The organism is Bacillus sp. TE9106W (assembly GCF_054062215.1).
Map to the genome: position 1 here is coordinate 493,057 of NZ_JBSSFA010000002.1, position 13,098 is coordinate 506,154.

Here is a 13,098-nt window from a genome sequence, read left to right on the forward strand (position 1 = left end):
TGCGATTTGTCCCGTATGAATGCAATAAAAAAAGCTGTAGAATAATATATTCTACAGCCTGTAATAGATTATGAATCTATCAACCTTCTAATAATAATGATTTTGGATCTTCAAGCATATCTTTAACAGCAACAAGGAAGCTAACTGCTTCTTTACCATCAACAATACGGTGATCGTAAGATAAAGCGATATACATCATTGGGCGGTTTTCCATACGTTCGTTATCGATTGCAACTGGACGTACTTGGATTTTGTGCATTCCTAAAATACCAACTTGTGGGCTGTTTAGGATCGGTGTTGACATTAGAGAACCGAACACACCACCGTTTGTAATTGTAAATGTACCACCTTGTAGTTCTTTTAATGAAAGTTTGTTATCACGTGCTTTTTTACCTAATTCACGAATTTCGCTTTCGATTTCAGCGAAGTTTAATTGGTTCGCATCGCGTACAACTGGAACAACTAATCCATCTGGAGCTGCTACTGCAATACCGATATCATAGAATTTTTTAATGATAAGCTCGTCGCCTTGAATTTCAGCATTTAATAATGGGAATTGTTTTAATGCTGCCACAACTGCTTTTGTGAAGAATGACATGAAACCAAGACGTACATCATGTTTTTTCTCGAAAGCATCTTTACGCTCTTTACGTAATTCCATGATTGCAGTCATATCAACTTCGTTAAATGTTGTTAACATTGCAGATGTTTGTTGAACTTCTACAAGACGTTTTGCAATTGTTTGACGGCGGCGGGACATTTTCACGCGCTCAACTGGTTTTTCGAATTCAGTTTTTGCAACTGGAGCAGGAGCTGGACTTTTTGGAGCAGCTGGTGCTTCTTTTGGTGCTGCAGCATGAGCTTGTACATCGTGTGGTCTCACACGTCCAAGTGGATCTGTGCTACGTACGTCGTTTAAGTCGATTCCTAATTCACGAGCCATTTTTCTAGCAGCTGGTGATGCGATAGGACGGTTTGTATTTGGTAAACCTTGTAGAGTTGCAGTTTGTTCAGCACTTGGTGCCGCAGCTTTTGGTGCTTCAGCTGTTTCTTGTTTCGGTTGCTCAGCCAACGGTGCAGGTGTACTTACTGCAACTGGTGCTCCGTTTGCGTCTAAAATTGCGATAGTTGCGCCAACTTCAACTGTATCCCCAGGTTCGCCTAGTAACTTCGATACAATACCTGAATCTTCTGCAATGATTTCTACATTGACTTTATCAGTTTCAAGCTCAACAACGCTGCCACCTTTCTCAACTTTGTCGCCTACGTTGATAAGCCATTGTGAGATAGTTCCTTCAGTAATAGATTCTGCAAGCTCAGGTACTTTAATTTCGATCATTTTAAATGTCCTCCCCTTATTTGCCTAACGGTGTGTTTTTTCTTCTTTTGTCTTCGGTTATCTCCATTTGTTAGCCTGACCTTGGGCAGAATATCTGCCCAAGGAACAAGCTAGAAATCTTCATTGTTACTTTTTAGTTGCTGAAAACTTCAATTTCTAGTTTATCTTGACGGAAGTTATACTTCACATCTAAAGCGTGTGAAACAATTAGTTCTTGCTCAGCTTTATGAGCGAATGGATCGCCGCCAGATGGGCTAGAGCGATCTGGGCGTCCAATATACCCTGTTTTCACTTTATCTCCAGCTAGTTCGAACAGAATTGGAGCCATGTAATGCCATGCGCCCATATTACGAGGCTCTTCTTGAACCCAAATAATTTCTTCTAAGTTTTTAAAGCGTTTAATAATAGATTGAACTTTCTCAGCCGGGAATGGGTACAGCTGTTCAATACGAACGATATGAATTTCATCTAAGTTGTACTCATGCTTACCAGACTCGATTTCTGCTGCTAAGTCAATCGCCATTTTACCTGTACTTAAAACAAGACGTTTTACTTTGTTTGGTTTTGTACCAAGGTTTTCTTGTTCTAAAGCAGGTTGGAAACGTCCTTCGCTTAACTGACTAGCAGTTGAAAGCGTAAGTGGGTGACGTAATAAACTTTTCGGCGTCATCAATACTAATGGTCGAACAGCTTCTGTTCCTAAGATAGATGCTTGACGACGCAGGATATGGAAGTATTGTGCCGCGCTCGTTAAGTTTGCAACTGTCCAGTTGTTCTCAGCAGCTAACTGTAAGAAACGTTCAGGACGCGCACTAGAGTGCTCTGGTCCTTGACCTTCATAACCGTGTGGTAATAGAAGAACTAAACCAGATTTTTGACCCCATTTCGCTCTTCCAGCGGAAACATATTGATCAAATAATGCTTGCGCAGTATTTGAGAAGTCACCATATTGCGCTTCCCACATAACAAGCGTTTCCGGAGCGAATACGTTATAACCATACTCGTAACCAACAACAGCAGCTTCTGATAACGGACTGTTATGAACAGAGAATGAAGCGTTGATATTTGGTAAGCGATGTAGTGGTGAATATGTTTCATTTGTATCAGTATCGTGTAATACGATGTGACGATGTGCGAATGTACCACGCTGTGAATCTTGACCAGTTAAACGAATTGGTGTACCTTCTTGTAAAATAGAAGCGAATGCTAATGACTCAGCAAGTGCCCATTCAATTTTACCGTTCTCTTCAAGAGCATCTTTACGGCGCTCAAGAATTTTCTTCACTTTCGGATATACGTTAAAGCCTTCTGGCCAAGATAGTAGACCTTCATTAATTGCACGAAGTGAGTCAAGCTCAACACCAGTATCAATTGGCTGAATACCTTTTGCAACAACATCTGGCACTTTAACGTGAATTGTTGCATCGCTCGTATCAGCTGGCGGTACTTGTGCATAGTCAGATTTTAATTGCTCTTGCGTAAACTGTGTAATTGTTTCAATTTCATCTGCATTTAGAACACCAGCAGCTTGTAATTGATCTGCATAAATTGCTCTTACAGTTGGGTGATTTTTAATCTTTTTGTACACTTGTGGTTGTGTAACTGCTGGATCATCCATTTCGTTATGACCGTAGCGGCGGTAACCAATTAAATCGATTAAGAAATCTTTTTTGAACAACATGCGATATTGAATCGCAAGATTAGCAGCAGCAAGACAAGCTTCTGGATCATCAGCGTTCACGTGAACAATCGGAATATCGAAACCTTTTGCAAGGTCACTTGAATATTTCGTAGAACGAGAATCATAGCTATCAGTTGTAAAACCAACTGCATTGTTTGCAATAACATGAATTGTTCCGCCTGTTTGGTACGCATTCAATCTGCTTAAGTTCAGTGTCTCAGATACAATACCTTGACCAGGGAATGCAGCATCACCATGAACTAAAATTACGAATGATTTTGAAGTATCTTGTTCTGGAAGACCAGATTTTTTACGATTTTCTTGAGCCGCACGTGCGAAACCTTCTACAACAGGATTCACGAACTCAAGGTGACTTGGGTTATTTGCTAATGTAACGCGAGTGCTAACTTCTTCGTTACTAACGACTTGTTCTCTACCTAAATGGTATTTTACATCGCCAGTCCAACCAGAGTTTGCTACTGCGCCTTCTATTTTTGCATGTTTGAACTCAGCAAACATGTGACTATATGGTTTTTCTAATACGTGTGCAAGTACGCTTAGACGACCGCGGTGAGCCATACCAATCATGACATCTTCTACGCCGTTTTTAGCACCTTCTAGCACAATCTCATCTAGAACAGGTACAAGCATATCAACGCCCTCGATAGAGAAACGCTTTTGCCCAACGAATGTTTTATGCAAGAATTGCTCGAAACCTTCAACAGCTGTCAAACGTTTTAAAAGAGCAGTTCGTTTTTTATTTGATAGTGGTTGACGCAATGAATTTGATTCCACCATTTGATGCAACCACGCGCGTTCTTCACTATCTTGTATATGAGAAAATTCATAAGCTAAAGATTGTGTATACACTTCTTTTAATCTATGAATTACATCAAGTGCAGTGTGAATACCTTCTGGTGCATCTTGCCATACTGTTTTCGCTGGAATCGCTTTCAAATCAGCATCGCTCAGTTCGTTCATTGCTCTCTCAAGAAGAGATTGTCCATTTGCAGCATCTTCCATCGGATTGATGTGAGCCAACGTATGCCCGAAAGAACGAATCTGTTCAACAAGCTGAACGACTTTAAGAATTTTTTCAATGTTCCCTGTGTTTTGAGGAGAAAAATGTGTTGCTGTGTTGTCCCCTGTTACGACATCATCTTGAAACGAAGGAGCTCCAAAAATTTCAAAAAGCTCTTGTAATTCCGGATCAACAGAACCTGCTCCAGTTACGTAAAGATCATACTGTTCAATAACATAACCAAGGTTCGGACCGTGGAACTTGGCCCAAGGGTTTGTCGTTGTATTCTTCCTCGTCATTTGTTTAAACCTCCCAATGCATATAATCCTTTTTCCATACAAAAAGGTGCATTTTGCTCTTTTCAATAATTGATGAACCAATAATCAATGTAAATATTTTTCTTTACTCTTATGTTATTACAATAATTTACATAATACCAAACACTATTACTTATCTGTTTTGTAAAAAAACATTCACAATAACTTATCATCCAAGTTAATCTTTCATGTTATAAAGTAATTTTACAGAAAAATAGGGTGGATATATTTGGTATACCTATACGAATAACTAAAATTGTTGCATGTAAATATAAGTATAATAGTTAGAATGTTTCGATAAAAATGAGTTCGAATTATGTATATTGAAATAATAAGCGCTTTCATTGATATTATACAACAATATAACGGAATATAGTATAAAAAATAAAAAATTATGAATTTATCGTAAACTTTATTTAGATAGTGTTAAATATTGAAAGGAAAGTGAAGGATTTCTACAAAAAAAGTTGCTAAACATAAAAAATGCTTCATAAACAGTTAGTTTCTATAAATATGACGAAAAACACCGTAAAACCAATAACACATTTCGCCGAATAAAGGGATAAATGAAATATTTTAAAAGGATAAAACAAATATGGAGATATTAAATTTTAAAAAAAGAGAGGAGGAGATATAGTAACTGTTAGTTACGGTGTTCCGTATTTTGTTTCAAAATAGACGTGCTGAAATTAAAAGTTTCTTCTATATAAATAGGACGAAAAATAAACAAAAAGAATGTAAAGGAAGCTTGACGTAAAGTTTGCTTTACATATATACTCGATATAAGGAAGGAGGGAGAAATTTCCTTGGAAAATAAAATGGTCGAATACCGAAAAAAATTTGGACTATCACAAGAAAAATTGGCTGAGAAACTAGGCGTTTCCAGACAAACCATCATTTCAATTGAAAAAGGAAAATACGATCCGTCACTTCCGTTAGCATTTGAAATAGCAAAAACATTTCAGACAACGATAGAACATGTATTTATTTATGAAGGAAAAGAAGGGGAGGAGTAAAGATGAACTATTCACAAAAGTACTTTTTAATCATGGGAATTATTTTTTTTATTATGAGTGGAACTATGGTGTTTGCGGGGATAATGACGCATTCAGCACCACCGACTCCAACTTATACAGTTCTCGCAATGATGATTATGTGTTTTTGCTTAAGCTACTTACACCCACAATTTAAAGAAAAAGACGAGCGGATGAAATTAATTCGTTATAAAGGCATGTTCTTCAGCTTTTTTGCGTTAACAGCATATTATCTTCTTTTCTCTATCGGCTTAAACTTAAACGTTATTACACTATCTGCAGTTGAACTACTGAACATACTTATGGCACTCACAATGAGTACTGTCTTTATCTCGTTTGTTGTTTTGGCAAAAAGATATTAAGATGGAAGAGAGAAAGGAAGATTGACATATGCAAATGATGTATGCTTTTGGCATTGGGCTTGTATTATTTTTAGCCGTATTCTTATTTATTCGTAAAGACGTGCAAGGTGGGACGTTAACGAAACGAGGCTTTTATAAAATGATCGGCTGTTTAGTTGTTATGTTTATAGCGATTATCGTCATGATCGTTTTAATAAATCGGTCACTATAGAATGTAAAAATGTAACCTTACTTGAGTAAGGTTTTTCTTTTTAGTTTAAAATCCGAAAATTCCCACTAAATCCATTTACCACATATAATGGATATTATATAATTTAATAAAATGATGGACAGGGAGAATAGTATATGAATAAAAAAACTATCTTCTTTTTATTAACATGTTTATTACTTGTAGCTAGTACTACTTATATAATATGTAACAAACGAGAACAAGTGCCACCTATGTTAGTATGGGAGGGTCAAGAATATTATGTTACGAATGAACCTGCCAAAGCAGAAGAAGTCGGGCAAAGGCTAGGAGAAGTAACAAAGAAAATTGAAACAAGTGAAAAACCTATTAAAAATAGTGAATCCAACATATTAAACGAAAAAACAGAAGTATTTACAATGATAGAAGAAGAAAAAAATCCTCACTCACCTTTAATCATAAAGGAGCCTCATAGTGACGAATATAGGGTAGTAAGACCGATGTTAAAGGTACTATAAAGTGAAAAGGAGATTCATACGCAGACAGTAACTTCATATCCATGGTCGTTAAGAAAAATGTTTGTTTTTTTCCTTTGCTTCATTCTTCCACCAATCGGCGCCATTTATATTTTGAGGAATAGAGAAGCACTACAAAAGAGAGACTTTATTTTATATGTATTATTTGCTGCTATTAATATATCGCTTTGGTTGTCACTTATGATTTTTGATCGGGGCGTGTGGCTGGTGTCGGGGCATTATGTGCTTGGAGCAATTGTGATTGTTTTTTCGAATATAAATAAGAGATAACCTAGCAATCTTAAAGTTGCTGGGTTTTATTTTGCTATTTATAATGAAGAAACAAATTTTTAATAGAGGGTAGTGAGCGTTATGAGATGGAAAGAGGGAACGTTTGAAAAAATAGCAACGAGTGACTCAGCTATTGAGAAACTCATACATACATTCAAGGAACAAAACGTAAATGGCGGAGCGGTTATAAGCTGTTTTAAAGTACATAACGAAAATTTTTTCAAAGAAATACCACATTCGAAAGAGGGACACGAACACTTCTTTAGAAGAATCGTTAACTCTTTAGATATAATACATAACTTAGAAGAGTTAAAAATACATACGTCAGAAAAATATAAGTTTCGTTTTAAAGAGCAACTGGCAGTCATGCTTGATGGTAGCATTGCCGCTCAAATTTTGTGTGGCGGAGCATATGAAAGATTTAAGGAAAGACCAGTTATCGCAAAGCAATTAGCAGTCAATGTATGTCAATATATGTTCCAAGATCGATACGAAGATATTAAAGTATTTGAAAGCTATCGCCCTTGGACAGATTGGTTTTACGATGTTGCGTGGGATATTACTTGGATGGTGTTAGATAGTAGGGAGCAGAAAATGTGGTTCATTTGTGCTACTGATACGGATTGATAGAAAAGGGCCTTGTAGGAAAGCTGCAAGGCCCTTAATATTTTGGGAATGAATAGAAAATAAATCATATAAATGCTATACTAAAAAATGTTTGTAATGTCAGTTTCATACTATTATATAATGCTGACTTACTAGAAAAGATAAGAGGAGAATGGGCGTGCAAAAGATAAAGAAATTATTACTGTTAATGATGGTAGTAGGATTAACCGTAGGTGTTTTAGCAGGGTGTGCAAACCCGAAAGATACTACTGAAGAATTTTTAACAGCTATACAAAAAGGTGATGTAGAAAAAGCTCGTACCTTTGTTGAAAGTGACAAAGAGTTTAATAAACTAAATGAAAAAACAGATGATGCGGAAGCGAAAGCAATGCTGAGCGCCATTACGAAAAACTTTAAATTTGAAAAGCTAGAAGAAGTATCGAAAAAGGATGACAAAGCAGAAGTGAAAGTGAAAATTACATCTGCCGATCTATCTGTGGCTGTAACAAAAGCAGTAGGAGAAGTTATGCCAATGGCTTTCGCTAGCGCATTTAGTGAAGACAAGGAACAATCTGAAAAAGCAATTGAGAAAACAATGACATCAACTATCATCAAAAACTTAGCGGATAAAGATGCAGCAATGGCAACTCGCGAAGTTACATTGAACTTAAAGAAAGACAAAGATGGTGACTATAAAATCGTTGCAGATGATAACTTGAAAGAAGTATTATTTGCAAATGCGAAGTCTTTAGAGAAGATGTTTGGTGGGAAGTGATTGATTTAGATAAAAAAGAGAAGCCATATCACGTAGAAAGTTGATATGGTTTCTCTTTTTTTATGACCCCGGAGAGGCTCGAACTCAGGATCTCCATCAACAATCTTTCGTGATTATAGCAGACGATAGGGGATGAAAGTTGTTGTAGCACCGTTCCATAGAGATACTATACAGGAAACAGTTGATAGGCATACCTCTTTAGTTTTATTTAGAAAGATAGGATAGGTCTACGTCTACGTATTTAATAGTAGAAATAATTTTGTAGAATGGGACTAGATGATATTAGAGAGTTAGAGCGAATGCATAAGTTATAATTTCAAGTGCCATAAGAGTAACCCTGAGGAGAAAAAGACTTCGGATTTTTAAGATTATATAAAATATTCATAGTTGCGAAAACTCTATTGTGGTAAAATATTCTATATAAATATTTAAAAGGGGAATGGCTATGGGGGATATAAAAGTTACTCCTGAACAGTTGCGAAAAGTGGCAGGGACTATTAGATCAACTATCATGAATGCAACTGCAACACAGGAGCGACTAAAACGAGATATTGATATGATTTCTAGTAATTGGTTGGGCTCAACCTATATGAAATTTAATACGGATTTCCGTGATTCATCTTTTAAGATGGCACAATTTATAATCATATTAGAGCCACTTGAGAAGTTTCTTCTTGATTCTGCTAATAAATTTGAACAAGTAGATAACATGGATGTTGCTATTGCACTAGCCTCCAGTATTTTAACTGGGAAACCTTTTAAAGGGGATTATGAGGTATTAAAGGGGGATTTTAAATTTGCGGAAGGTGACCATACGGGATTCAAAGCAGAAGGGTCACTAATAGAAGGAGAGTATGAAATATCACAGGGGAACAAACTAGCATTTAAAGGTGGGTCAGGTTCTCTTGAAGTTAGTATTCCAAAGGATGAGAAGATATTAATCGGTGATGTTGCAGGCGGGGGGCTGGTTGGAATTAAAGCTGGCGGTTCTTTTTTTGAGAGTTCGATTCAAAAAGAAATGTCTATTGATTATGTAGGACAAGCAACAGTGACCCAAAAATATGGAGATGTATCAGGTGTTGCTGGAATAGATGAGTACACTTTGAAATTGGGGGCGGAAGTTACAGTAAATAAATATGAACTTTTATTGGAAAAAATTGATGTTCCAAATATTATCCCGTTTTTTGAAGATCATGACTTAACAGTTCGCCTAGAGTATGGATTTGGTACAGCTGGGGCAAAAATACACCTTGGTCAAGAGATGGGTGCATACTTTGGGAAGAGTCATGGTGGGGGATTTTTTGCTAAGTTTGAGAAGAAGGATGAGGAGTAGTAAAGTGATGAAGATCCCGAAAATTATAATGGTAATAATAGTTGTAATTTCAATCGCTGTCGGGCTGATGGGGCCATATTCAATAAAGGAAAAGATTGTATATACATTTGGTGTGGTCTTTTGGGGAGCAATGGCGATAGGAGCAATTAATTTAATGGAGTATATTAAAAGGAGAATGAGTAAATGAAACTTTTACCAATCGGAACAGTAGTTAAGCTAGAAGAGATAGAACAATTTGTTATGATTATTGGAAGAATGGTTGTATCAGCAGATAAACGTGATTTTGATTATGTGGGTGTTCCTTATCCAGTAGGCTATCTAGGTGATGAAAAAGTATTATGTTTTAATCATGAAAAGGTTGTAGAAGAAATGCATAGAGGGTATATGACTGAGAGTGAATTGGTTCTACGTGAGAAATTAGTAGAATTGTAAAAAGAAACGTAAATCTTAAAGATATGATAGGAGAAACAAAATGGGGAAGATAATGAGAATTATTGTAATCATTGGTATTCTTATTCCTCCAGCGTTACTGTGGAGTGCACCTGACATTCCTCTAAATGTTAAACTTCTGTTTACAGGTTTACAACTAACTGTAGGATTCATCGCAGTAGTAGTGTTAGAGGTAATATTTAGAAATCGAAAAAAGAAGAGGGCAAAATAGATATAAAATGTATAGACTGGCAGATAAGAATATTGGTGGTTAATCTTCTTAATAAAAGAAGCCAACAGAAGCAGGGAGAACTCCTTGCTTTATTTTTTGTATAGAATTACTAAGTAGAGTATCGTTAAATTAGGATACCTGAGGGGGATAGGGATCTGAGTTAAAGAAACAGTAGTCTTAAGAGTTATCTCACTGATTTCAACGAGTGTAAAAACTATAATTTTAATTACTATACAAACTTAAGTAGCATTTTCTTTTCAGTCCTTTCTCAGCTTTATGGAAACAAAAAGAGGACTCCCCCTGAGCCAGCTAGTTTGCTGACTAGAAGTAGTCCTCTGTTAACTTGTGGTGTCTGATGGAGGCCTCCACAGTTTTAGCTTGTGAGAATACCCTCTCAATCCTTGATACTATTAGGTTTTATGACCCCGGAGAGGTTCGAACTCACGACCTCCACCCTGTCAAGGTGGCGCTCTCCCTGCTGAGCTACGGGATCGGCTATATAAGTAGGCTGACTCGTTGTGAACCACTTAAAATAGTATTTGTTGAGTAAAATTCTATAGTAGTTTGAATTATAAGTCAATAACTAACGAGGAGCGACCTCCACAGTTACCTTTTGAGTTGGTACTCTCAAGGGAGATATTGTAAATGATTATTAACTAATAGATTCACTGAGATAGCAAACTAACAACGTGTACTATTCAGACAAAACCTGTGAGCTAGTATTCGACAAAAGTAGGAGACTAAAATAGGTGCCGTCTCAGGGGGTATTGATAGGGAAAACTTGGGAATAAATAGAATAACTATTTATGAAAACTAAGGGGAGGAATATAAAATGTTTAAGTGGTTTAAGAAGTGGGTTAACGGGCCCGATAATCTAGATCAGGCTGCTATTGAGTTTTATATCGGTGACGATAGAGTCGTTCTCATAGGTGCTGATGCAATGAACTTTGTAGCTAACTTTAATAAGAAATACCAGACTCTATATGTTGAAAATAAACTAACTGGAACGAATATACGATTTAGGGTGTCTCATGCGGGTACCTACAAGAGGACAACTTATAAAGCAGCAATGGGGAGGTAGGCAACTAATGGATATTATGGAGATAGTAATGAACAAGTGGTTTGCTGGCTCGGTCGCCTTGTTAGTTGTAGCTATAGGGAGTTGGTTCTTCCTATGGAGCGGTGTACCTAAAAAGAAGTGAGCGAGGTGCAATCTCTAACCGATTAAAGTAACTGTCAGGTGATACTAAATAGCAAAACCCCCACCTCGATGCGATCCCTTTTAGATATCTTCTACTTAGAATGAATGGTCATTCACCTCAGTAGCTTTCCTTATAGTCTGCTACCTCATTAGGTACTTCTACACAGTGTATACAATCATGCATAAACGAGTAGGGAATCCTTATAGATAAAGCATTCTTGTCTAATAAGTATGCAGCGAGATAGTATGAATCCTATGCAGATAAATATACAGAGGATACCTATAAGGGGTACAGAACTCCTTGTGGCTCTAAGGCTCAACCTCGTTTGGCTACCTCTAGAGTTACTTCTCATAATTGGTGTTATGTTAACTAGACAGTCATTACCCAACGAGCCAGCCTTAATTGAGGTAGACAATCTAGAATGCTCTGTAAGGCTTCTAACGATGCAGGTAACCCCTTTGTCTAACTAGGCAGTCTGTCTCCTTGTACAAGCCGCTGTGGAGCTTGTAAGGATAACCTTAGTGCGTTTCTGCCTCGTGTATGCGTGTGAGTGCGCCTACGTGGGGGAATCCCCTCCAGTATTATTACATAGGGGGTGTGTACCTACGTCGGTTGTAGCCATACAGAGAAATTATAGAGTGGAAATTTTTTCTCAAAAGTTTTCCTATTGAGATTGCTACCTCATTAGATTTACTCCCTTCCCCAAAGGAAGCAAGGTAGGTTTTAGCAGCACTCCTTTTTAGCTGACTCTAAGTGACAAAATGAAACTTAGAGACCGCCACTAATCAGCAGTACCAATTGAGATCGGCTGCCTCGATATTGGAGCTGATAAGCGACATACCATTAGGATATTGCTATCAGAGATTTTTATAAAATATATTTTCTGAAAGTTGTAACCCTTGAGCTGGACTATACGGTACGTAACTCAGGAGACCGCCATCTGTAACCTACGAGGATGGATCTCCTAAGTTTAACTTAGTCAGCTGCCTCTACGATTTTAAAATATTTTTCTCCATATAACGCCACCTCTTAGTGATTTATTCTCACTAAGAGACCGCCACTTTTGGCCGGCACTAATCGGTATCACCTAGCAGTTTATCTCACCTAGTTAACTTGATAGATGAGACAAAGTAGTAACATGACGGGTTTGCCTCCTAAGTTACTTAATAGCCGTCCTCAAGTGTTAATATCTAGTATTGAAATACATGAGATTTAGCTAAAAAGGTCACACAAGTACTACAATATCTAAAAAGAGTTTACTAGATAGGTAAAACTAATTAGTTCACCTAATAGAAATAATCACTAGAGTAAGAAATATAAAAGACTCTAGAGAAGTAACTATCAAGTATATCCTATCTCGGTAACGAGAAAGAATAATCCTGATAGAATAATCTAAGAGTTGCTTCCTCATAGATTCTGAGATATTGAAATAAAAAAGGTCTATAGTGAGCTGGGACAATAGAGCTTAATCTTTAAAGGCTTTTCTTTCTCGTTACCGAGAAGGCAGATCCTTAAAGCTACTCTCTATAGGTTATCCTTCTCAGTCCTTTATTTTTGTTTTGAGAAGTTAATACTATGAGGTAGCCTATTAGTTTCTTCTCTATAGTATATTTAGGTTATTGTAGATTATCTACATCACACTTATTGAATATAATAGAGTTACTCAGGAGATAGCCGATTGTAGGTTGTCTCCTTTTTGTTGTGCCTACATGAGGACGGACAAAGTAGTTTGACTCAGGAGGGGCCTTTACCGAGATAGCCTAGTTTGTTTCTA

Annotated in this window: 14 protein-coding genes and 1 tRNA gene; 12 read left to right on the forward strand and 3 right to left on the reverse strand. The window is 37.0% G+C overall.

Annotation, left to right across the window (positions count from 1 at the left end; translation table 11 throughout):
• Positions 1-79 precede the first annotated feature (79 nt).
• Both odhB and odhA read right to left on the reverse strand, forming a co-directional pair.
• On the reverse strand, positions 80-1,339 hold the full coding sequence (gene odhB / locus ACVWY7_RS06095) for a 2-oxoglutarate dehydrogenase complex dihydrolipoyllysine-residue succinyltransferase (protein ID WP_000569915.1): 1,260 nt from the start codon (positions 1,337-1,339) through the stop codon (positions 80-82).
• A 133-nt stretch (positions 1,340-1,472) separates the two neighbouring features.
• Positions 1,473-4,340: a 2-oxoglutarate dehydrogenase E1 component gene (gene odhA, locus ACVWY7_RS06100; RefSeq protein WP_000197165.1), complete on the reverse strand. Its 2,868-nt coding sequence runs from the start codon at positions 4,338-4,340 to the stop codon at positions 1,473-1,475.
• An 824-nt stretch (positions 4,341-5,164) separates the two neighbouring features.
• Here odhA and ACVWY7_RS06105 point away from each other — a divergent pair.
• The 11 genes from ACVWY7_RS06105 (at position 5,165) to ACVWY7_RS06155 (ending at position 10,122) form a co-directional block, all read left to right on the forward strand.
• Positions 5,165-5,374, forward strand: a complete 210-nt coding sequence (locus ACVWY7_RS06105) for a helix-turn-helix transcriptional regulator (RefSeq protein WP_000428510.1) — start codon at positions 5,165-5,167, stop codon at positions 5,372-5,374.
• 2 nt (positions 5,375-5,376) lie between these two features.
• Positions 5,377-5,754: a hypothetical protein gene (locus tag ACVWY7_RS06110; protein ID WP_001109889.1), complete on the forward strand. Its 378-nt coding sequence runs from the start codon at positions 5,377-5,379 to the stop codon at positions 5,752-5,754.
• Positions 5,755-5,782: 28 nt separating this feature from the next.
• Positions 5,783-5,965, forward strand: a complete 183-nt coding sequence (locus ACVWY7_RS06115) for a DUF3976 domain-containing protein (RefSeq protein WP_001178301.1) — start codon at positions 5,783-5,785, stop codon at positions 5,963-5,965.
• 134 nt (positions 5,966-6,099) lie between these two features.
• Positions 6,100-6,459, forward strand: a complete 360-nt coding sequence (locus ACVWY7_RS06120) for a hypothetical protein (protein ID WP_001036568.1) — start codon at positions 6,100-6,102, stop codon at positions 6,457-6,459.
• Between the two features lie 57 nt (positions 6,460-6,516).
• Positions 6,517-6,747, forward strand: a complete 231-nt coding sequence (locus tag ACVWY7_RS06125) for a hypothetical protein (protein ID WP_011053120.1) — start codon at positions 6,517-6,519, stop codon at positions 6,745-6,747.
• 81 nt (positions 6,748-6,828) lie between these two features.
• Complete coding sequence (locus ACVWY7_RS06130; RefSeq protein WP_001267327.1) at positions 6,829-7,374, forward strand: hypothetical protein; 546 nt, start codon at positions 6,829-6,831, stop codon at positions 7,372-7,374.
• Between the two features lie 157 nt (positions 7,375-7,531).
• Positions 7,532-8,128: a DUF4878 domain-containing protein gene (locus tag ACVWY7_RS06135; RefSeq protein ID WP_001169485.1), complete on the forward strand. Its 597-nt coding sequence runs from the start codon at positions 7,532-7,534 to the stop codon at positions 8,126-8,128.
• Between the two features lie 445 nt (positions 8,129-8,573).
• On the forward strand, positions 8,574-9,461 hold the full coding sequence (locus ACVWY7_RS06140; RefSeq protein ID WP_181188840.1) for a WXG100 family type VII secretion target: 888 nt from the start codon (positions 8,574-8,576) through the stop codon (positions 9,459-9,461).
• Between the two features lie 7 nt (positions 9,462-9,468).
• A complete protein-coding gene (locus ACVWY7_RS06145; protein WP_000701191.1) occupies positions 9,469-9,648 on the forward strand; it encodes a hypothetical protein in 180 nt (59 codons plus the stop codon).
• Positions 9,645-9,893, forward strand: coding sequence for a DUF4176 domain-containing protein (locus ACVWY7_RS06150; RefSeq protein WP_000771625.1), 249 nt, complete (start codon positions 9,645-9,647; stop codon positions 9,891-9,893). The genes ACVWY7_RS06145 and ACVWY7_RS06150 overlap by 4 nt, the downstream gene beginning before the upstream one ends.
• A 40-nt stretch (positions 9,894-9,933) precedes the next feature.
• Positions 9,934-10,122 (forward strand): hypothetical protein, encoded by a 189-nt coding sequence (locus ACVWY7_RS06155; protein WP_000516413.1) that lies wholly within the window; start codon positions 9,934-9,936, stop codon positions 10,120-10,122.
• 420 nt (positions 10,123-10,542) lie between these two features.
• Here ACVWY7_RS06155 and ACVWY7_RS06160 read toward each other — a convergent pair.
• A tRNA-Val gene (locus ACVWY7_RS06160) sits at positions 10,543-10,615 on the reverse strand.
• Positions 10,616-10,954: 339 nt separating this feature from the next.
• Here ACVWY7_RS06160 and ACVWY7_RS06165 point away from each other — a divergent pair.
• Positions 10,955-11,203, forward strand: a complete 249-nt coding sequence (locus ACVWY7_RS06165; protein WP_098756243.1) for a polyprotein — start codon at positions 10,955-10,957, stop codon at positions 11,201-11,203.
• Positions 11,204-13,098: the final 1,895 nt, after the last annotated feature.